Annotated in this window: 18 protein-coding genes; 3 read left to right on the top strand and 15 right to left on the bottom strand. The window is 64.4% G+C overall.

Annotation, left to right across the window (positions count from 1 at the left end):
• Nucleotides 1-85: 85 nt before the first annotated feature.
• The 4 genes from RUGAMON1_RS11395 to RUGAMON1_RS11380 all read right to left on the bottom strand — a co-directional run bounded on the left by RUGAMON1_RS11395 (nt 86) and on the right by RUGAMON1_RS11380 (nt 4,437).
• A complete protein-coding gene (locus tag RUGAMON1_RS11395; RefSeq protein ID WP_445230614.1) occupies nt 86-1,378 on the bottom strand; it encodes a Glu/Leu/Phe/Val family dehydrogenase in 1,293 nt (430 codons plus the stop codon).
• Nucleotides 1,379-1,585: 207 nt separating this feature from the next.
• Nucleotides 1,586-2,548 (bottom strand): LysR substrate-binding domain-containing protein, encoded by a 963-nt coding sequence (locus RUGAMON1_RS11390; protein ID WP_445230613.1) that lies wholly within the window; start codon nt 2,546-2,548, stop codon nt 1,586-1,588.
• A 12-nt stretch (nt 2,549-2,560) separates the two neighbouring features.
• Nucleotides 2,561-3,919: an MFS transporter gene (locus tag RUGAMON1_RS11385; RefSeq protein WP_445230612.1), complete on the bottom strand. Its 1,359-nt coding sequence runs from the start codon at nt 3,917-3,919 to the stop codon at nt 2,561-2,563.
• 23 nt (nt 3,920-3,942) lie between these two features.
• Nucleotides 3,943-4,437: a MarR family winged helix-turn-helix transcriptional regulator gene (locus tag RUGAMON1_RS11380; protein ID WP_445230611.1), complete on the bottom strand. Its 495-nt coding sequence runs from the start codon at nt 4,435-4,437 to the stop codon at nt 3,943-3,945.
• A 135-nt stretch (nt 4,438-4,572) separates the two neighbouring features.
• Between RUGAMON1_RS11380 and RUGAMON1_RS11375 the strand changes: the two genes are divergently transcribed.
• Nucleotides 4,573-5,778, top strand: coding sequence for a cation:proton antiporter (locus RUGAMON1_RS11375; protein ID WP_445230610.1), 1,206 nt, complete (start codon nt 4,573-4,575; stop codon nt 5,776-5,778).
• 12 nt (nt 5,779-5,790) lie between these two features.
• A complete protein-coding gene (locus RUGAMON1_RS11370; protein ID WP_026335271.1) occupies nt 5,791-6,039 on the top strand; it encodes a DUF3297 family protein in 249 nt (82 codons plus the stop codon).
• A 70-nt stretch (nt 6,040-6,109) separates the two neighbouring features.
• Here the strand turns inward: RUGAMON1_RS11370 and RUGAMON1_RS11365 are convergent, their stop codons facing one another.
• The 11 genes from RUGAMON1_RS11365 to RUGAMON1_RS11315 all read right to left on the bottom strand — a co-directional run bounded on the left by RUGAMON1_RS11365 (nt 6,110) and on the right by RUGAMON1_RS11315 (nt 19,763).
• Nucleotides 6,110-9,124 (bottom strand): TonB-dependent receptor, encoded by a 3,015-nt coding sequence (locus RUGAMON1_RS11365; protein ID WP_445230609.1) that lies wholly within the window; start codon nt 9,122-9,124, stop codon nt 6,110-6,112.
• A 124-nt stretch (nt 9,125-9,248) separates the two neighbouring features.
• Nucleotides 9,249-11,270 carry a glucosidase family protein gene (locus RUGAMON1_RS11360; protein WP_445230608.1) on the bottom strand — a complete coding sequence of 674 codons (2,022 nt, stop codon included), beginning with the start codon at nt 11,268-11,270 and terminating at the stop codon, nt 9,249-9,251.
• A 116-nt stretch (nt 11,271-11,386) separates the two neighbouring features.
• Nucleotides 11,387-13,354 (bottom strand): glycoside hydrolase family 97 protein, encoded by a 1,968-nt coding sequence (locus RUGAMON1_RS11355; protein ID WP_445230607.1) that lies wholly within the window; start codon nt 13,352-13,354, stop codon nt 11,387-11,389.
• 65 nt (nt 13,355-13,419) lie between these two features.
• Nucleotides 13,420-14,385, bottom strand: a complete 966-nt coding sequence (locus RUGAMON1_RS11350) for a LysR family transcriptional regulator (RefSeq protein ID WP_445230606.1) — start codon at nt 14,383-14,385, stop codon at nt 13,420-13,422.
• Nucleotides 14,386-14,551: 166 nt separating this feature from the next.
• Nucleotides 14,552-14,728 (bottom strand): hypothetical protein, encoded by a 177-nt coding sequence (locus RUGAMON1_RS11345; protein WP_445230605.1) that lies wholly within the window; start codon nt 14,726-14,728, stop codon nt 14,552-14,554.
• A gap of 128 nt (nt 14,729-14,856) precedes the next feature.
• A complete protein-coding gene (locus tag RUGAMON1_RS11340; RefSeq protein WP_445230604.1) occupies nt 14,857-16,107 on the bottom strand; it encodes an MFS transporter in 1,251 nt (416 codons plus the stop codon).
• A gap of 4 nt (nt 16,108-16,111) precedes the next feature.
• Nucleotides 16,112-16,414 carry a hypothetical protein gene (locus tag RUGAMON1_RS11335; RefSeq protein ID WP_445230603.1) on the bottom strand — a complete coding sequence of 101 codons (303 nt, stop codon included), beginning with the start codon at nt 16,412-16,414 and terminating at the stop codon, nt 16,112-16,114.
• Between the two features lie 23 nt (nt 16,415-16,437).
• Complete coding sequence (locus RUGAMON1_RS11330; RefSeq protein WP_445230602.1) at nt 16,438-16,989, bottom strand: RNA polymerase sigma factor; 552 nt, start codon at nt 16,987-16,989, stop codon at nt 16,438-16,440.
• A 56-nt stretch (nt 16,990-17,045) separates the two neighbouring features.
• Entirely contained in the window at nt 17,046-18,602 is a 1,557-nt protein-coding gene (locus RUGAMON1_RS11325; RefSeq protein WP_445230601.1) for a pepsin/retropepsin-like aspartic protease family protein, read from the bottom strand.
• A gap of 67 nt (nt 18,603-18,669) precedes the next feature.
• Nucleotides 18,670-18,963 carry a YciI family protein gene (locus RUGAMON1_RS11320; RefSeq protein WP_445230600.1) on the bottom strand — a complete coding sequence of 98 codons (294 nt, stop codon included), beginning with the start codon at nt 18,961-18,963 and terminating at the stop codon, nt 18,670-18,672.
• On the bottom strand, nt 18,960-19,763 hold the full coding sequence (locus RUGAMON1_RS11315; RefSeq protein ID WP_445230599.1) for an SDR family oxidoreductase: 804 nt from the start codon (nt 19,761-19,763) through the stop codon (nt 18,960-18,962). Before RUGAMON1_RS11315 ends, RUGAMON1_RS11320 begins: the two co-directional genes overlap by 4 nt.
• 168 nt (nt 19,764-19,931) lie before the next feature.
• On the opposite strand from RUGAMON1_RS11315, the gene RUGAMON1_RS11310 reads away from it, so the two are divergent.
• On the top strand, nt 19,932-21,008 hold the full coding sequence (locus RUGAMON1_RS11310; RefSeq protein ID WP_445230598.1) for an AraC family transcriptional regulator: 1,077 nt from the start codon (nt 19,932-19,934) through the stop codon (nt 21,006-21,008).
• The last annotated feature ends 3 nt before the right edge of the window (nt 21,009-21,011 follow it).

Raw genomic sequence — 21,011 nt, 5'->3', positions numbered from 1 at the left:
CCTCGTTATTTTATTGGCTCTGAATGCGAAAAACGCCCGCACGGGCCGAAGCCGGTGCAGGCGCAAACTGCTGGGGATCAGTACATCATGGATACAGGCCGCGAACTTCGCGCGCTTGCAGTACGCGGGTGCACGCCAGGATGAAGGTGGCGGTGCGCAGCGTGACCTTCTTGTCCTGCGACACCGACCATACGGCGTTGAAGGCGTCCTGCATGATGCGGGTCAGGCGGGCGTTGATCTCGTCCTCGCTCCAGAAGAAGCTGGAGAAATCCTGCACCCATTCAAAGTACGACACGGTCACGCCGCCGGCGTTGGCCAGCACGTCCGGCACGATCAGCACGTCCTTGTCGGTCAGGATGTCGTCCGCTTCCGGCGTGGTCGGGCCGTTGGCGCCTTCCAGGATGATCTTGGTGCGGATCGTCGGCGCGTTGGCGGCGGTGATCTGCTGTTCCAGCGCGGCCGGGATCAGGATGTCCGACTCGATGCCCCAGAACGCGTCGCGGTCCAGGAAGGCTTCGGCGCCGGCGAAACCGGTTACGCTGCCGCATTCGGCGACGTGCTGGTGCAGACGTGCCACATCCAGGCCGCCTTGATTGACGACGGTGCCGGTGTGATCCTGCACGGCGATGATCTTGGAGCCGGCTTCCGCGAACATGGTCGCTGCCACGCCGCCGACGTTACCGAACCCCTGGATCGCCACACGAGCGCCTTCGATCGCCACGCCGCGCTTGGCGGCGGCTTCGCGGCCCACCACGAACACGCCACGGCCGGTCGCTTCGCGGCGGCCCAGCGAGCCGCCCAGCGAGATAGGCTTGCCGGTGACGACGCCGGTCGACAGGTTACCTTCGATCATGGCGTAGGAGTCCATCATCCATGCCATCACCTGTTCGTTGGTGTTGACGTCCGGTGCAGGGATGTCCTTGTTTGGTCCGATGATCAGCGAGATTTCGCTGGTGTAGCGGCGGGTCAGGCGTTGCAGTTCGCCGCGGGACAGGGTCTTCGGATCGACACGGATGCCGCCTTTGGCGCCGCCGTATGGCACGTTCACGGCCGCGTTTTTCACGGTCATCCATGCCGACAGGGCCATCACTTCGGACAGGGTCACGTCCTGGTGGAAGCGTACGCCGCCTTTGCCTGGACCACGCGACATATTGTGCTGGACGCGGTAGCCTTCGTAGTGGGCGATGGAGCCGTCATCGCGCTCGATCGGCACGTCGACGGTCAGGATGCGCTTCGGGCGCTTCAGGGTTTCGACCCATCGCGACAGGCTGCCCAGGTGCGGGGTGACGCGGTCGATCTGTTGAAGGTAGACGCCCCAAGGGCCCAGGTCTTCTGGATTGAGGTAGGAAGGCAGTGCGTGTGCTTGTACAGTGGTCATGCTCAAGTCTCCGTTTGAATTCGTGGCTGAAGGCCGCTCGTGGCGCTCTTCAAGTGGAGCGAATCATAGGATGGGAGACTGAAAACGGGCCAATGCTGTATGCGCATTCGGCTATGCAAAAAATGCATAGTTATGCGCCGCCGTCGTTCCCGCGAAGGCGGGAATCCATACTCAGCATGGATTCCCGCCTTCGCGGGAATGACGTGGCTATCGTTCGGAGGCTGGAATACGGCGTTTGCGGCCGCTATCTTTTTGCTGCTGTTCGAGGAATTCCCACAGCCGTTCGACGATGGCCTTGCCGCGCCGGTGCGCCGACGGGCGCTCGCGGTACAGGCGGATTTCCATTTCGATTTCCCATTCCGAGGCGCCGCCGTCGGCGCGCGCCAGCTGCTTTTGCTTGAGCTCCCGCGTGACCGCCGATTCGGGCAGGAAGGCCACGCCGCGGCCTTCCAGCGCCATCATCTTCAGGCCTTCGGCCATGTCGGTTTCGTAGTGCGGGTCCAGGTGCAGCGTGGTCTTGGCGTCGGTCAGGATCAGCTCCACCATGCGGCCCAGGTAGGCGTTATTCGTGTACGACAAAAATGGCAGCGGCTCCTTCTTGGTGCCGGGCAGCGTGAATTCCGGCGCCTTGTTCTTGTCGCAGCGGGCGTAGGCGCGCAGCGATTCGCGGCCCAGCACCAGCATGTCGTAGCGGCCCGGATCGAGCTGCACCGGCTGGCGCGGATGGTGGTAGCACAGCAGCAGGTCGCAGCCGCCTTCGACCAGCTGCATCACGGCGTCGTGCACGTTGAGCGCCATCAGGCGGCTGCTGATCGGCGCGAAGTCCTGCTCCAATGCGGTCAGCCATTTCGGCACGAAGGTCAGCGACAGCGTGTGCGGCACCGCCAGGTCGATGCTGGTCTGCGCTGCGGCCCGCTTGGAACGCAGCATGTCGCGCGCGCCGTTGATCTGCGCCAGCATCTCCAGCGCCTGCTCGTAGAACACGATGCCGGCCGGCGTCAATCGCGTTGGATATGACGTGCGGTCGATCAGGTCCGTGCCCAGCCAGTTTTCCAGCGACTGGATGCGGCGGGAGAAGGCGGGCTGCGTTACGTGCCGCAGCGCCGCCGAGCGGCTGAAATTATTGGTCTCGACCAGCGAGATGAAGTCTTCCAGCCATTTGGTTTCCATGCACGTTTCCTTTTACTGCGGTTGCGGGGTCTTAGCGGGATTGTCGCTGCTGATGCTGCGGATAGGCGTGAGCAGATACGCCAGTGTCGCAAACACCACCAGTATGATGCCACCGCCGAGGAACAATTGCGACAGCGAGATCATCGTCAGTACCCAGCCGGTGACGGCGGCCGACAACGGCGCCAGTCCCATGAAGATGAACATGAAGATGCTCATGGCGCGGCCCATCATGTGCGGCGGCACGCGGCGCTGGATCCAGGTGAAGACGTTGATCTGCATGTAGCCGGACAGCAGGCCAAGCGCCAGCATCAGCGCGCAAGCCTGCCATGGCGCGTGCACCGCGCCGAGCGGCATCACCAGGAAGCCGGCGATGGCGTCCGCCACCAGCAGCACGGTGCCGAAGCTGGCGAAGCGCAGGCGCGCCCCCAGCACTGCAGCGCCGGCCATCCCGAACAGCATGCCGGCGCCGTTGGCGCCCATCAGGATGCCGAGGGCGGAGGCGCCGTGCAGTTTTTCGCTGGCCAGTACCGGGATCGCCACCTGCATCGAGCCGCCGATGAACAGCGATACCGTGCCCCAGTAGATGAAGCACAGGCGCAGCGGCACGTCGTTCCACACCATCATCAGGCCGGCGCCGACGGAGCGCAGCACCGATTGCGGCGCTTCCGCTTGCGCCGGCGCCGTCAGCGGGCCAACCTTGGACAGGGTCCATGCCGAGACCAGGAAGCTGAAGCAGTCGAAGCCGAAGGCGAACGCTAGGCCGCGCGCGTCGGCCACCACGCCGCCGCTGTCACCGGACATTGCCAGCAGGCCGGCCGCCATCAATGGGCCGATCAGCATCGACACCTGGCGCAATCCCATCAACACGCCGTTGGCCGCTTGCAGATGCTCGGCGGCGATCGCCTGCGGCATGATGGAGGTGCCGGACGGGATGCCGAAAGCCTGCGCCAGGCCGATGCCCAAAGCCAGCACATAGATGATCATCAGCGTCAGGTGCGCGTTCAGGTCGATGGTCAGCGATGTCGAATCGCTCAGCGAGAACGTCAGTGTCGGCTGGTTGTGCAGCACCAGCAAGGTCAACAGGCCAAGCAGCGCGGCGTTGGCGTACTTGCTCAGCATGAGGACGCGCTTGGGCGAGTAGCGGTCCACCACGGCGCCGCCGATCAGGATGAAGACGGCGCGCGGGATGCTCATCAGCGCGATGACGAAGCCCAGCGCCAGCGTGTCGCCGGTGAGCTTGAGCACCAGCCAGGGCAGGGCGATCATGGTCAGCTGGTCGCCCAGCATGGAGATCACGCCGCCGCGCAGCAGCCATTTGAAGTTCGGGTCGCGCTTCAATGCCGCGCGTTGCAGTTTTTTTGGATCGTCCATGATGGTTCTCTTTTCTATGCCTGTCAGGAGTTGGTGGCGTTCATGCCGGCGATCAGGCCGAGCGCGGTGCTCAGTTCATCGAAATGCGCGGTCGGGCAGTTGCGCAGCAGGTCCTTGCTGATCTGCTCCGCCACCACGACGGCGTTGTTCAGCAGTTCGCGGCCGGTGTCGGTGATGGCGGCGTAGGCCACGCGGGCGTCGCGCGGATCCTGCTGGCGTTCGACCAGGCCGATTTTTTCCAGCGGCAGCAGCGTGCGGGTGACGCCGGACGCGGTCAGGCCCTGGCGCTCGGCCAGGTCGACCCGGCGCAAACGGCCGCCGGGGGCGCGGTTCAGGTAGTGCAGCAGCATGAAGTCGCCGAAGCTGATGCCGTGGTAGCCGCCCAGCACCTGGTCGAGCCTGCGCACCAGCGCGGCCTGCGCGCGCGCCAACCGCAGCGCAAATTCCAGGCTGGGACTGATATCGGCCGGGGTGTTGGCCGGAGTCTCGTCCGGTGTCTCGTCAATAATCTCGTTCATGCTATGCTCCGTTATCAATTAATTCTTGATTAATGCTTGAGTGAGCAAGTATATAGCAATTGCTTGACTGCGCAAGTAGTTTTTACCAATTAGTTATGGTATCGTTTCCAATTCCAAAAAATAGCAGGGGACACGATGCACATGGGAACCACTGAGATCTTCCTGATCGCCATGCTGATCATTTTCAGCGTGCCGTATCTGATCTGGCGCTTTGGCAACACCGATTACTACGCGCCGCTGGTGGTGGTGCAGATTATCACCGGCATCCTGCTGGGGCCGGGGATCATGGGGCGCGCCTATCCCGAGTACTACAGTTTCGTGTTCAACCCGCAAGTGGTGCAGTCGCTCAACGGCATCGCCTGGTGGGCGGTGATGATCTTCGTGATGATCGCCGGCATCGAGCTGGACCTGAAAAAGGCCTGGGAGCACCGCCGCGAGAGCACCATCACCGCCGGCCTGGCGCTGGGCACTCCGCTGGTGTTTGGCTGCGTGGCCGCATTGGGACTGGTCGGCTACGCCGGCTGGATGGGCCCGAAGGCGCAGACCTGGCAGTTCGTGCTGGGCATAGGCATGGCCTGCGCAGTGACCGCGCTGCCCATCCTGATCCTGCTGATGGAAAAGCTGGACATCCTGCGCCAGCCGATCGGCCAGCGCATCCTGCGCTACGCCAGCCTGGACGATATCGCGATCTGGGGCGTGCTGGCGGTGATCCTGCTGGACTGGGACCGGGTCGGCCGCCAGCTGGGCTTCCTGGTGGTGTTTGCCGTGGCGACCAAGCTGTTCCGCATGATGATGGTGCGCCTCGAAGAGCGCGACCGCTGGTACATCTCCTTCATCTGGCTGGCCGCCTGCGCCTTCGCCGCCGACTGGGCCGGCCTGCACTTCATGGTCGGCGCCTTCCTGGCCGGCGCGGTGATGGATGCGGACTGGTTCAACCAGGAGAAGATGGATTTCATGCGCGCCAACGTGCTGATGGCCATCATGCCGGTGTTTTTCCTCAGCACCGGCCTGCGGACCAACTGGGCGGTGGGCGGTTCGGCGGTGTTCATCGTGGCGGCGATGATGCTGGTCGCGTCGGTCAGCGGCAAGCTGGCCGGCATCCACATCGCCGGCAAGATCCTCAAGTGGGGGCCGGGCGAGGCGTCCATCATCGGCTGGCTGTTGCAGACCAAGGCGCTGATCATGATCATTTTTGTCAACATTTTGCTCGACAAGCAGATCATCACCAGCGAGACCTTTACCGCGCTGTTGCTGATGGCGATAGCCAGCACCATGCTGACGGTGCCGATGGTCTATCCAAAATTGCAGCGGGTTGCGCAGCTGATCTTCAAAACCAGCTGATATAATGGCGGGATGAACGATACTACCCAACTCCCTCCATTGCCGGATCGTCTGTCGATTGATCCGCGCAGCAAATTCCACGTTGCCGCCGTGTTTGAACACGATGTGGGCATCCGTTTTAACGATAAAGAACGCCTGGACGTTGATGAGTACTGCATCAGCGAAGGCTGGATCAAAGTCCCGGCCGGCAAGAGCCTGGACCGCTTCGGTAACCCGATGCTGATCAAGCTGAAGGGCAAAGTCGAAGCCTTCTATCGTTAATCCATCCGATGCAATAAAAAACCACCTGCCTGAACGAGTTCAGCCCAGGTGGTTTTTTTTTGCGGACCGATCAGAACCGGTGGTTGTACTCCGCCGTGAAGCGCACCTGGCGTTCCGGCGCGCGTCCCAGCACCTGGTTGTAGTACGCACTGATCGTACCCGGGCCCGAGTTGTAGCCCGGCTGCGTGGCCAGGTCGGTCTGCTGGTTCAGCAGGTTGAAGACATCCGCCTTCAGGCTCAGGCCCTTGAGCCAGCGCGGCATGTAGGTCACGTTCAACGCCAGCCGTACGTCGGTCGGCAACGTGCCGGCCGTGCCGCGCGGCGCCAACTTCTCGTCGCAATAGAAGGTGGCGGAGCCGTACCAGCCGGCCGGGTTGTTGTTGACGTCGAGCGCCTTGGGCAGGTTGCCGATGCAGGACTTCGGCGCGCCGGTGGCGACGTTGAGATTGCCGCCCACGCGCCATTCCGGCGTCAGCTCATAGTAGCCATACGCCTTCAGCACCTGCGTGTGGTTGTTGGGCAGCAGGCCGTTGGCGCCGGTCATCAGCTCCGGATAATCGAAGGCGGTAGTGGCGGCCAGGTCGGCCTGGCCGATGTCGGACGCCACCTGGCCTTCCATATTGCCCCGGCTGCGCGACAGCGTGTAGTTGACCTTGCCGTACCAGCCATCGCGCAGCGGATGCTCAAGGAAGAAGTCCAGCGCCGTGTAGATGCGCTGCACTTTTGGCAGGCCGATGTCGTCGGCCGTCAGCGGGATCGTCACCAGCTTGCCGTCGCGGCGCAGGTCCAGCTCCAGCGTGTTGTCGCGACCCGGATTGATCAGCAGGCAGGGCATGTTGTACTTGCTGGCGTCGACCTTGTTGCGCTGGGCCCAGGCGTCCACCGGACGTTGGTCGCACCAGTCTTCGATGGTGTTGCGCAGCGTGCGGTAGGTGAACTTGGCGCCGGCGGTGTAGGCCGGCGTCAGCGCCGCCTCGATGCCCAGCGCCAGTTCATCCTGGTAGGTGGCGCCCAGGCTGCTGGCCGCCACCTGGTGCGGATCCTTGGCCTGGCCCCACTCGTTACCGCCCGAGACAGGCGGGCTGATTTCGGTCAGGCCGGTCGGCACGCCGGTCTTGGGATCGACGCCGGTGTAGGTGAAGTAGTGGTCGATGTGCACCGGATTGCCGGCCAGGCGCAGCGCCACGCTGGTCGGAATCTGCAGGTGGTAGCGGCCGGCGTTGGCGAACAGCTTCATGCTGCTGTCGCCGCGCACATCCCATGATGCGCCCAGGCGCGGCGCCAGCATGTGGCGCTGTTCGGCATACGGCACGCCGAAGCTGTTCTTGTTGGTGAACTGTTCGTTGCGCAGTCCCAGGTCCAGCAGCAGCGTGTCGGTGACCTGCCAGCGATCCTGCAGGTACTGCGCGCTCTGGTCGGTCTGCGGCGAGGCCGCATCGCTCTGGTGGTATTCGTTCACGTAGTAGCCCTGGGCGCCGTAGCCCCCGCCGGATGCCGGCGAGCGACCGCCCGGCACTTTCGAATTCGGATTGGCTGCGCGCGAGTAAATCCAGCTGCCCCCGCCGGCCAGCGAGGAACCGTTGATCGACGAAACGTCGTTGCGGTCGACGCCGGCGCGCAGCGCGTGGTCGCCCAGCTTGTATTCGACGTCCAGGCGCAGCGTGGATTGCTTGTCTTCCGCGTTGGCCACCTGGATGGTGCCGCCTATGGTCTGCGGATTGTTGTAGCTCAGTCCCGGCACCTGTGCGTTCACCGGGGCGCTGACCTGGTACACACCCGGCACATAGCCTTCCGTGCTCTGTGGATAGGTCGATTTGAAACGGCCGGCCAGCGCCGTCACGGTCAGGCGGTCGGTCAGGTAGCCGGTGTATTTCAGGATCGAGTCGTTGGTGATGGCGCCGTCGCCCGTCACGCCGTCGGCACGCACGTTGTTGCGCTGGAGCGTGGCGTAGCTGAAGCCGTAGTTCTGCTGGGTCTTCTTGTACTCGTCGTGGATCTGGGTGAATTCGAGACGGTGGTCGTCGCTGATGTTGTAGTCCAGCTTGAGCAGGTAGCGCGGCGTGCGGGTTTCGCGTTCGGTCCAGCCGTTGGTCTTGTTGGTCGAATCGGAGTCCTTGCTGATGTAGCCGGTGCTGAAGCGGTCCTGTTCCAGATTGGCGAACACGAACAGCTTGTCCTTGATCAGCGGTCCGCCGACATACACGCTGCCGAAAACGTCGGTGGCGTTGTTGGCGCCGCGGTAGGTCAGCAGCTTGCCGTCGGTGGCCGGGTTGGCGCCGGTTTGCGGGTAGTAGGTGTCCTCGGGTTTTGCGCGCAGCCAGTTGGGCGTGTACTGCAATACCGCGCCGGCGTCCCAGTGGTTGGTGCCGCTCTTGGTGGTGATGTTGACCACGCCGCCGGTGGAGCGGCCGAATTCGGCGCTGTAGCCGCCTTGCAGGATCTGCGCTTGCGCGATGGCGAAGAAGGGCAGTGTGGTCGAGCCGATCTGCTTGTACACATTGGTGACCGGGAAGCCGTTGATGTAGTACGAGTTCTCCGACACGCCGGCGCCGCCGAAGCTGTCGCCGCCGATGCGCGGATTGCCGCGCGAGGTGCCGGGCGCCAGCTGGATGATGCCCGACAGGCTTTGCGCCACCGGCAGCGCATCCAGTTCGCGCGCGGTGAACACGGCGCCGTTGTTGGTGTTGCTGACGTCGATGCTGCGGCGACGGCTGCTGACGGTGACCGCCTGCACGGCATCGAACGAGGCTTCGACACCCTGGCCGATCAAGGCCTCCACTTCCAGCGTGCGTTCGACGTCGTCGCCGCGCATCAGCATGACCTTGTAGGTGCCGGGCTGCATGGAGGTGGCCTGATAGCGTCCGCTGGCGTCGGGATGGACAACGCGGCGCGCGCCGGTTGCCATGTTCTCCAGCACGATGCTAGCGCCGTTGGGATTGGCCACCTGGCCGAAGATGGTGCCGGTGGCGTTCGATTGTGCGTAGGCTGGTGCGACCAATCCGCCTGACAGAAGGGCGCCGCCGAATGCCAGCGCGAGTGCGTGGGCGACGAGCGTCATCCGGGCGCGGTGAGTGGGGTTCTTCATGATGTCTCCTTATCGTTTTTTTGATGATCGGCTGCCGCAGGCAGCCGATGGAGACATACTAGGCAAGGCGGGGATGGCAATCTAATGAATGTTTAGCCACCACCATTGCTGAAAACGATATGCATTAATTGGACAGCGAGTCGGGCAACGTGACCTGCAACGACGCCTTGCCGTCCCACGCCTGATCCAACAAGGTCTTGCCGTTCAGGCGCACCTGCACGCGCTGCGCCGGCTGGCCTGGACGCACGCGCGTGGTGACCAGGTCGATACCTTCGCCCTGGTCGCCCGCGCCGAACGCGCGTATGCGCCGCAAGGCCATGCGCGGCCAGCCCCTGGGCAGGCGTGGCGCGAAACTGAAGCTGCGCAAACCGGTCGGCTCGATGCCGAACAGGCCTTCCGTCATCACGCGCGCATACAGGCCGCTTTCCGCCGACAGGTGGCGCTGCTGACCTTCCGGCCACGCCTCCACTGCATACGGCACGTGCTCGCCCAGCAGGCGGTGGCCGGAGTAATAGCGCAGGTAGGGCATGGTGCGTTCCAGTTCACCCGCCTTCAGCAGGCCGCGCAATGTGTACAGCGTGGCGCGGTCCCAGAAGGTTTTGTCGCCGGCTTCGGTCAGCACGCCGTTTTCAGACCACAGCTGCGGCGACAGCAGCGCATCGATAGTGCCGCGCTGGCGTTCCGTGATGCCGAAAGCCAGCGGCAGCGCGATCCACGCGCGCAGCTTGTCGTTGCCGGCGTAGTAGCGGTAGGTGTCGTAGCCTCCCATGCTGGCGCCGAAGTAGCGTTCGATGGCGGCACGCTGGCTCTGCGCCTCCTGCTGCAGCAAGGCGGCGCGCTGCCGGTCGCCCAGCGCCGCGTTTAGGCGCGCGGCGCCGGTCAGGCCGCCGTAGGCCAGCACGTTGGTCGAGAGGTTGGCTTTGCCGGCCGGGAAGCGGCCTTCCAGTTCATCGCTGTCGGAATGGACGATGCCTTCCGCGTCGCGCTGGCGGCGCGTGAATTCCAGGCACCAGTCGATCAACGGCAGCAGCTGGCGCGCGGTGCCGGCGTCGCCCTGCGCCAGCGCGAACTGGCTGGCGCCGTAGGAAATCATGGCGCAGTCGCCGCGGTCGCCGGCGCCGTTCCAGTAGCCGCGTCCCTCGGCGATGATGGAGGAGGGCAGCGGCTTGTACTCCGGATTCATGTAGCGCGCGAACAGGCCGAAGCTAGTGATCGCGCTCTGCACGGCGGCGCGGTCGCCCAGGTAGGGGAAGAAGGGGTTGACGTATTCCGCCTGGTCGTTGGCCCAGACGGCGGCGTAGTAGCGCGTGCCGCCCGGTCCGTGCAGCAGGCCGCCGCGCGTGGCGAACACGCTTTCGGCGGCGCGCACTTTGGAGAAGGCGAACATGGCGTCGAGCACCGGGTCCGGCGTTTCGAGTACCAGGTCCCCGCGCCACTGCGCCACCTTGCGGGCGCGTGCCTGCAGGGCTTCTTCGCCGTCCACGTACACCATTTCGTTTTGCAGGCGGCCGCTGACGATCACGTCGACGTGCACGCGCGCTCCCGGCGCCAGCGTGCCTTCGCGCGCCGCCGACTGCACGGCGATCACGTAGGCGCCATGCGTGCCGCGGTCGGCGGGCGTGGTCTCGCTGGTGTCCAGCGCGGCGAAGCTGTAGCGGCGCGCGGTCTTGCCGTTGTTGATCAGCTCCAGCCGCTCCACCAGCGCCGGCTCGTCCGGCGAAGGCGTCAGCGTGCGGGTCAGAAGCAGGCCAGGCGCCAGCTGGGATTGCAGGCTGAGACGGCCGTCGAAGCGCACTTGCTGCAGATGCTCGGCGGCGGCCGGCACGCCGTCGATCATGATGGCGGGCGTGGCCTCGGGGCCGAACTTGCGTATCAGGCTGGCGTGCGTGTCGTCCGGGATGGTGCGCAGCATCGGCCATACCACGGTGCGCGTCAGCAGTAGCGTGCCGTCGGCCTGGCTGCCGTAGTCGATTACCGTTGATACCTGGCGGCCGCTCATTTCCAGCTGGTCGCGATGGGTGTCTCCGACTTGCCAGCGGATCGCGTTGCCGTCGATCTGCCAGCGCGGCGTGAAGGTTGGTGGTGCGGCTTGCGCGAGGTTGGCCGCGAACAGCGTCGCGGCCAGCGCGCGTAGTGTTTTCTGCATGTTGTTCTCCTTATGGGAATCCCGAGATTCCGTCATTCCCGCGAAAGCGGGAATCCATGCACCGCTTCCAATCATGCGACCTATGGATTCCCGCCTGCGCGGGAATGACGGAGTGCCTATTGCGCAGTTTTGGCTGCGCGGATGATGGCAGCCCAGCCGCCGCCTGGCGCCAGGCGCATGGTGAGGCGGCTGGCGCGGGTCACGCTGGCGCTGCCGGGCTGCACGTCGGTGGCGAAGATCGCCGCGTTCGGGCCGTCCTCCATGCTGCTCATCTGGTAGTCGCCTTCGCCCAGGAAGGACAGGTCGAGCGCCAGTTCACGGCCGTCGGCGCCGGTCATGGCGCCCACGTACCAGGTGTCGCCGTGGCGGCGCGCCATGGCGACGTAGCGGCCCAAATCGGCGTGCAGCACGCGGCTTTCGTCCCACTCCACCGGCACCTGGCGGATGAAGGCCAGCGACGAGGGATTGGCGCGGTATTGGGACGGGCTGTCGGCCAGCATCTGCAAGGGGCTTTCATAGATCACGTACATCGCCAGCTGGTGCGCGCGCGTGCCCTGGCTCATGGGGCGGTCGAAGCTGGCCACGAAGTCCTTGCGGTGGGCGTTGCTCATGGCGCCGGGGGTGTAGTCCATCGGTCCGGCGAACATGCGGATGAAGGGTACGGTGACGTCGTGCTCCGGTGTTTGCTTGTCGGTCCACTTGTCGTTTTCCAACCCCTTCACGCCTTCGAAGGTGAGCACGTTCGGCCAGGTGCGCTGCAGGCCGCTGGGCTTGAAGCTGCCGTGGAAGTCCACCAGCAGCTTGCGTGCCGCCGCTTCCCGCGCCACGCGCTCGTAGTAGTTGACCATCCACTGGTCGGCGCGCTGCATGAAGTCGACCTTGATGCCGGCCGCGCCCCAGCGCGCGAACTGGTCCAGCGCCGTCGTCATCTGGGTATCCAGCGTTTTCCACGACACCCACAGGATGATGCCGACGCCGCGTTCCTTGGCGTGCGCCATCAGCGCTGGCATGTCGATGGCCGGCTTGACCGCCAGCAGGTCGCCCAGCTCATACCAGCCTTCGTCCATGATGATATATTCGAGGCCGTTTTCCGCCGCGAAGTCGATGTAGTGGCGATAGGTGCGCGTGTCGATGCCGGACTTGAACGGCACGTTGTACAGGTGGTTGCCGTTGTACCAGTCCCACGCCACCTTGCCCGGCTTGATCCAGTCGGTTTGCTTCAGCTCCTGGGCATCGGCCAGCAGGTAGGGCATCTGGTTCAGCAGCAGGCCGCCGGCGTCGGCGGCGATGCCCATGATGCGCCACGGGTAGGCGCGGGTGCCGGCGGTGCGCGCGATGTAGGGCGCTTCCTGCGTCACCGGCACGTTGCGGTCGTCGCGCGCGGTGTCGGCCAGCGCCACTTTCGGGAACACGGCGCGCAGGCCGTCCGCCTCGCCGTGCAGATACATGCCGGGATAGTCGCGCAGGCCGGATTCGGTCAGCACCAGGTGCGCGCCGCCGCTGCGCACCAGCGCCGGCACGCCGACCAGTTTGCCGGCCGCCTCGCTGACGGCCAGCGGCTGGTAATAGTGCTCGTTGTGCGACTGCATGGACTTTTCCTGCGGCCAGTACAGCGTGTCCTGCGGCCGCACGTGGACGCCCGCCAGTTCGTCCTCCACCGTCACCTGGCCTGGCAGCTCGGTGCGGAAGCGGTAGGCGATACCTTCGTCGTAGGCGCGCACTTCCAGCGTGTAGCCGCCGGCGAAGTCCAGCCGCAGGGCGTTGTAGTGGTCGCGCACCTGGCGCGATTTCTGCGCCACCACCGGGCGCACCGTGGTGTCGATGCTGGTGCGCTGTTGCTTGGTCAGGCGCGGATGGTCGCCCAGGGTGCCGATGCCGCTCAGCTTCAGGCCGATGGTGGTGGGCAGTACCAGCTGCGTGTCGCGGTGGCTGACCGCCAGCGTCAGCTGCTCGCCGGTGTCGATGGTAACGCGCAGTTGGCGGTCGGGCGAATTCAGTTCCAGCAGGTTGGCGGCCTGGCTGGCCAGCGGCGCGATCAGGAGCAGCGCGCCGGTCAGGCGGCGTGCAAGGGATAGGTGTTTCATGGCAGTCTCCATCTAGGTGTTTTTGGCATGCTAAGCGCGCGGGGCCATAGCAGTCCATTCACCTTTTATGCGTCTGCCATATCGAATACGGCAAGGCTGGTCGAGGCCTGGCGGCGTATCGCTTGCAGCAGCAGCTCGGCGCCAGGCGACAGCAGGCGGTCGCGCCGGCGGATGATGCCGTAAGGGTCCATCTGGCAGGCCAGCTCGATCGGCAGCACCGTCAGCAGGCCCAGTTCCTGATAGCGCAGCGCGACGTCGGCCGACATCACGTTCAGCGCGTCGCTCATTTGCAGCATGCTGGTGATGAGCACGATCTCGCTGGTGTCGACCACGTCGCCCGGCGGCTCCAGGCCGGCGTTGTGGAACTGCTGGTCGAAGCGCTGGCGCAGGATGCTGCCGGGCGGCGGCATGATCCACGGCGCCGACGCCAGCTCGTACAGTGCGAGCCGCCCACGCACGGCCAGCGGGTGGCCGATGCGCGCCACCACCACCACCGGTTCGGCCGCCAGTTCCTCGTACTGCAGGTCAGCGTTGTCGGACAGGCCGGTCATGCGCGCCAGCAGAAAATCGAAGTTGCCGCGTTGTAGGCGTTCGAGCAGCACCATGCTCGATTCGACCTGCACGCCGATGCGCAACAGCGGCGCCAGTTTTTTCACGCGCGTGATGGCACAGGGCAGTAGCCGCATGGCCGGCGTCATGATGCTGCCGAGGTCGACCTGGCCGGCCAGGCCGGAGCGCAGCGCGACGATGTCCTCGTGCGCGCGGGCCAGGCTGGTGAGCGCCATGCGGGCGTGGCGTATCATGCTCTCGCCGTAGATGGTGGGTTCCATGCCGCGCGGCAGGCGTTCGAACAGCGCGATGCCGAGCATGTCCTCGAGTTCCTTGAGCTGCTTGGAGGCGGCCGGCTGGGTCATGCACAGGACTTCGGCGGCGCGCATCAGCGTGCCTTCGTCGTCGAGCGCGATCAGCAGCAGCAACTGCCGGGTTTTCAGCCGCGCGCGCAGGAACCAGTTTGGATTTGGCGCGTTCATGGCGTCTCCGTTGTAATTATGAAAAAATTATACGGGGCGGAGTCATAGCCGTTCAATGAGGTTATCGAGGCCTTTGATATCGAAATCGGCATAGTGCCGCTATGCTGAATGCAAAACGGCCCGGCCGAAAAATCGACCGGGCCGTCTGTGGCCGGATGGTGGCTGCTTATTGCGCCGGCTGTTCGCCGCGCAATCGGTCCAGCATTTGCAAGGTCGCAGGCAGCAGGTTCATGATGCCGTGATAGGCACAGTATTCACAAAATGCTTCTTCCGGACTCATGGCGGTGATGCTGGCGTCCGAGTGTCCGCGACGGCGCAGTGCGCGTAAGCAGGCTGCGTCCATATTCCTTGCGTTCATGCGCTGATTCCCTTTCGATTGGTTCCAGGTTGGTTGGGATGGTGTCTCAGCGCAATTATATGCTCAAAATAGTGCTGTGTGGCAACTATGTTGAGCTATTTTAAGATTTGGGGCTATTTTGTCATGGCGGCGGCCTGCGGCATGGCCGCCGCCATCGTGTTGCGGTTCAGGCGCCACAGCAAGGCCAGGCCGACCAGCGAGGTGCCGACCACGACGAAACCGACCACGTCGAAATGCTGCAGCTTGCCGGACACGCCCTGGGTGACGATATGGCCGGCCAGCACCGAGGCCAGGCCGCCCGACAACTGCTGGATCGAGGCGCTGATGGCGTTGAACGAGCCGCGCTGGGTCTGCGCCGGCACGCCGGCCATCATGGCCTGGAACGGTATCATCCGCGAGAAGATGCCGATGAACAGCACGGTGTTGATGACGATGAACACCGGCAGCGAGGTCGGACCCAGGTGGGTGTAGATCATCACCATGGTGATGGTGACCGTGGTGCCGAACATGAACACGCGGAACTTGCCGACCGCGTCGGCCAGCTTGCCGATCAGCGGACCGATGAAGATGGTGCACAGGCCGGTGACCAGGTAGACCGTCGGCAGGTGGAACAGGTCGATGCCCAGGTTGTTGACGATGTAGGCGCTGCTGAACGGCATCAGCATGAAGCCGCCGGTGGTCAGCAGCGCGGTGGTGGCGAAGGCCAGCAGATAGCGCCGCTCGGTGACGGTGTGGAACAAATGCATCCAGGCGCTGTGCTCCTGCGGCTTGCCGAGGTGGGCGTTGACCGGTTGCAGCTGCCACGCCACCAGCAGGCCGCCGGTCAGGCCGAAGGCGGCCATGGCGACGAAGGGGATGTGCCAGTTCCAGTGGCTCGACAGGTAGATGCCGGCCGGGATGCCCAGCACCTGGCTGGCGGCAAACGCGGTCTGGATGAAGCCCATGACGCGGCCGCGCTGTTGCGGCTGGAACAGGTCGCTGGCGATGGCCAGCACGATGGAGCCGATCACGCCGCCGAACAGACCGGTGACGATGCGCGCGGCCAGCAGCGATTCATAGCTTTGCGCCATGCCGCACCACAGCGTGCCGAGGATGAAGCCGCTGTAGAAGAACAGCAGCAGCTTCTTGCGGTCGAAGCGGTCGGCGAAACCGGCCGTCAGCAGGCCGGACGCGCCGGCGCTGAAGGCGTAGGCCGACACCACCAGGCCGAACTGCTTGGGGCTGATGTTCAGGGCCGGCATGATGACCGCGCCGAGCGGCGACATCAGCATGAAATCGAGGATGACGGCGAACTGCAGGAAGGCCAGCATCGCCACCACGGTTTTTTGATAGCCGGTGAACGGCGTCGGTACGGGTTTTGTCATGAGTCTATTCTTTGTTGGGGCGGCAGTAGGCGCCCCGGTCTTTGTGGAATTGGGCGCGCTCTTCGGGCGTCATCGCCTGCCAGCGCTGCCAGCGTTCGCGGCCATAGTGGCCGCCGCCGTGGCGGCCGCGGAAGCCGCCGAACAGGATACGGCATAGTACCAGCAGGCCGAGCGCGCGCCAGTAGTCGAGTTGCAGGCTGCCGGCGAACACGCCGGGCATGACCCAGTTCCATAACATCATCACCACCCAGGCCAGCGCGGCCACCCCCACGAGGATCAGCGGCAGGAACAGCAGTTTCCTTTTCATTTCAGTCACTCCTTTCTTTCATTTCATTCGTTGTCGTACAGGGTTTGCAAGCGCGTGCGCAGATACAGCACGGCGTAGCGCTTGCGGGCCAACAGGGTGTTGATGGACAAGCCGCTTTGCGCGGCCATTTCTTTGAAGCTGGCGCCGTCCAGTTCGTGCGCGATGAACACTTCGCGCTGGTTGGCCGGCAATTCCTCCAGCGCCGTTTGCAGTTCGGCCAGCAGCGTCGAGCGCGCGTAGGCGTCTTCCGGGCTGCCGTCGGCCGACGGCAGCAGCAGGTCGAGCCGGCAGTCCTCGCCGTCCTCGCCGGCCATGTCGTCGAGCCGCACTTCCTTCTTCTTGCGGAAGCGGTCGATGATGCGGTTGCGCGCCACCCGGAACAGCCAGGCGCTGACTTGCTCGATCGGCTCCGGCAGGCGGTAGGCCTGGACGAATTCGTAGAACACATCTTGCAGGATGTCGTCCGCGTCGGTCGGATCGCTGACGCGGCGCCGGATAAAATTCCCGAGACGCGACCGCTCCCGCAGTACGGTGGCAGCGATGTCCTGTTCGGTGGTTGAATTCGGTGGTGTCATGGCTCTGTAGACGGCTCACGACTGAGCATATTGTGGCAATTTGCAACTTTTTATGATTAATCGACTATTTTATTGGGCGTCATGTAGACCGTGCCGCGCTGGTAGTCGAACAGCACGCTGAACTGTTGCAGGATGCCGTTGCTGATGTTGCCGGCCAGGTCGGCGCCGAGCGCGCCCTGCGGCTGGCGCGACAGCTCCAGCGCCGGGTTGGCGATGCGCACGCCGCCGATCTCGAACAGCGTGCCGCGCGTGGCCAGCGTGCGCGCGTGGCCGCCGATGCCGCGGCTGACGCGCAGCTCGCCGCCGGCCTGGTATTTGTCGATCAGGCCGAAGCGGTCGACGAAGGACTTGCCTAGCGTGAGCGTATCGTCGCTGCCGGTGTCGATGGTGAACTGGCCGGGCAGGCCGTCCAGCACGCCTGCTATCTGCGGTGTCTTGTCGCGGAAGGAGAAGGGGATGGCGCTGCCGGCGCCCTGGTAGACAAAGGTGGCCGGGTCGTAGAAGGTCAGCTGCTGGTGGGCGTAGTCGATCAAGGTGGGCGTGCTCCACAGCCATTCGTAGCCGATGGCGCCGTCGATCGGCAGCTCGTCCAGCGTGGGGCTGGTGAAGAAGGGCTGGTGCGCCAGCGTCAGGCCGCCGAGGGCGATTTGCCGCACCGTGGTCAGCGCGCCGCGCTCGGCCTGCTCGCCGACGCCGGACAGGATGCCGCGCCCTTCGGCCGGCAGTTGCAGCAGCTTGTAGAGCTTGTCGCTCATGACGTTGCGGGCGCCGGTGTCGAGCACGAAGCGGAACGGCCCTTGTCCGTTCAGGCTGAGCATGATGCAGATGTGGCCTTGGCAGTGCTCGAACGGCACCGTCACCGCCGGCCGCGCGGCGGAAAAGCCCTGCATGGCGGCCGGCGGCGGCAGCGAGAAATCCATCTGCGCGGCGGGGCGGTTCAGCACGATGGCGGCGATGCGCAGCACTTCCAGGTCCTTGCTGTCGTCGGCGTCGCGCTCGCGTTCTTCGTAGGGCAGGGTGACGTTGCCGACGCGGCGGAAGTCGCGGTAGTCGACGGTGCGGATCCTGCCGTCGACCAGCTCCTGGCGGCGCTCGACGCGGTGCGTGGCCGGGTTGATCCAGTAGTCGAAGGCGCTGCCGTCCGCCAGCACGACGTGCACTACGTCGTAGGCGATGCCGTTATGGTGGCGCGGCGCCAGCAGCTGCAATTGTTGCTCCTTGCCGCGCGCGAACCACCAGGCGTAGCTCTGGCGGCCCAGATGCTGCGCCGGGTCGGCGGCAACGCCTTCCAGCTTTTCCATACGGCCCAGGCGCTGGCGCCAGAAGCTGCTGCCGTCGGAGCGCGACGTCAGCCGGGCAATGGCGGAGGAAGGGATGCGCTGCGCGTAGCGGCCGCTTGCATAATCGATGTCGCTGCTGCCGGCTTCGTCGTGGTCGGGGTAGCTGCGGACGAAGTCCATGTGCTGGGTGCTCACGCGCAGCCAGGCGTCGCCGCCGACGGCGTTGCGGGCCTGCCCCAGCAGCGCGGCCGCCGTCTGCGCTGCTGCGCAGCAGTGGACGGTGGCGGCCAGGCAAATGCCGGCGGCGAGATGACGATGGGGAAAGGCACGCACTGCTACTCCTGATAAAGCCTGAAGGCATGTTATACAGGAAAGGCGCGCGCCGCAAAAGTGCAGCCCCTTACTTTGATGTCAGATGCAGCATCGGATGGTGTTCATAGTGTCCGACACCATTTCTTACGATGGGATCGGTCGCCGTCAACGCGGCGATATCATCGTCGTCGCCGATCTGATATAGCGCTACGCCATAGGCGCCCGACGGATCCAGCACGGGGCCGTGGGCCACGATGACGCCCTGGGCCAGAAGCTGGTTCAAGTAGGCGCCGTGTTGCTTCATCCATTGCTGTTCATCGGCGGACATCGTCGCCAGGAAGTTCGCGCGCGGCGGAATAAATTTGCACAGGTAGTACTTCATGCCGTCGCCACGCTTTTCAGGATCGAGCCTTCGAACATCTTGGGTGCATAGCTTTGCAGGAAAAGTATCATGCCGGTCATTTTCCCCACTGGATTGCTGAACCTGGGCTCCTTGGCGCCGATCAGCCGGGTGATAGTGTGGACCACGGCGTCGGGAGCCTGTGCTTCGTCCAGGCCTTTTTGGGTGGCGGCGTTGGCCTGCCTGCGGTAGGTGTCGTAGTCGGCGATGCCGCCTTTGCCCGCGGAGACGGCGTTGTGGCCAAGATTGGTCTTGAACCAAACGGGCTCCACCATGCTGACCTGGATGTTGAATTGGTTCAGCTCGAATCTCAGCGACTTGAAATAGCCTTGGACCGCGTGTTTGGACGCGGTGTAGAAGGACAGGTTCGGCGGCCCGATCAGGCCGACGATGGAGCTGACGGTGATGATTTGCCCGTGCTTTTGCGCCCGGAAGTGGGGTAGCAGCGCATTCGTCACCTTCACCGTGCCCCAGAAGTTGGTTTCAAACTGCTGCCGGCCCAGTTCCAGCGGCGTCTCTTCCGCAAGGCCGGTGACCATATAGCCAGCATTGTTGACCAGCACATCCAGCTGTTTGACGTGCTGAAACAAGGTCGTGGCGAAGGACTGGATGGATAACTCGTCGTCGATGTCGAGGCGCAGCAATTTGAAGGGCAACTTGCCTGCATGCTTATCCGGTTCGCGGCTGGTGCCGATGACGTTGTGGCCTTGCTGGTGAAGGTGATGAGCAAGCATCAGTCCGAAACCCGACGATGCGCCCGTGATTAAAATTGTCTTATTCATTTCGATGGTTTTCCAAAAAAAGTGGCATGGCTGGTACTGTGCCTGCGCAGCGTTGGATCGTCACTCGCCGAAAGCGCCAACCTGACTGCGGAACGCGCCAAAATGAAGGCGCTTGGGTTGGCGCGATCCGCTATTGCTGTGGCGCGATCTGCGCTATAGACTGGGACGATGGATATCAAAAACAATGCCGCCTTGTCTGCCAGGCGCGGCGGGGTGCTGGACTATGCGGTGTGGCCGGGCTGGCGCTTGCTGATGCAGGACGCCGGTCTGGCGACATCCCCGGTGCTGCGCCGCGCGCAGTTGCCGGGAGACCTGTTCGCGCGGCAGAACGTGCGCCTGGAGTCGACGGACTTCTTCAAGCTGTGGACGGCTCTGGGGGCGGAAGCTTTATCGTTGGATCCTGATTTGCCGGCGCCGCTGCGCATCGCCCAGGTGATGTCTTCCGACTGGTTTGATCCGGAGCTGTTCGCGGCGCTGTGCAGCGCCAACCTGGGCAGCGCGCTGGAGCGGCTGGCCAGGTATGTGAAGCTGATCGCACCGATGGTGATCCGGGTCGAGCGCACGGCGCAACATGCCACCGTGACCATCGACTTCCTGGATCGCGCCACGCCGGCGTCCAGCGTGTTCCTGGCGTTCAAGCTGGTGTTCTTTGTGCAGCTGGCGCGCCTGGCGACGCGCTGCCCTGTGCAGCCATTGCGGGTAGGTTGGCCGGCGATGCCGGGCGCTGACGCGGATGCGGCACGCTACCAGTCCTATTTCGGCGTTGCCGTAACCGACTCGCCGTTGGCAACGCTGGTATTTTCCGCCGAGGACATGGAGCGTCCTTTCCTGACCGAGAACCACAAGATGTGGCTGTTCTTCGAACCCTCGCTGCGCCAGCGGCTTGCCGATCTGGAGCGGACGGCCGGCATGGTCGAACGGGTGCGCGGTACGCTGCTGGAGGCCTTGCCGGCGGGCGAGGTTTCCATGCAGGCGGTGTGCCGCAAGCTCGCAGTCAGCAGCCGCACGCTGCAACGCCGGCTGCAAGAAGAGGGCACTACATTCCAGCAGACCCTGGATGCGCTGCGCGATTCGCTGGCACATCACTACCTGCGCAACACGGCGATGTCGAGTGCCGAAATTTCCTTCCTGCTGGGATTCGAGGATGCCAACTCCTTTGCCCGTGCATTCCAGGCATGGACCGGGAAAACGCCGCATGTCGCGCGTGCCGACATGATGGCCAGTACCCTGGGCTCGCCGCCGTAGGTG

The sequence above is a fragment of the Duganella rhizosphaerae genome (assembly GCF_040364205.1).
GTDB lineage: Bacteria > Pseudomonadota > Gammaproteobacteria > Burkholderiales > Burkholderiaceae_D > Rugamonas > Rugamonas rhizosphaerae.
This window is presented reverse-complemented; position numbering and strand designations above follow the sequence as displayed.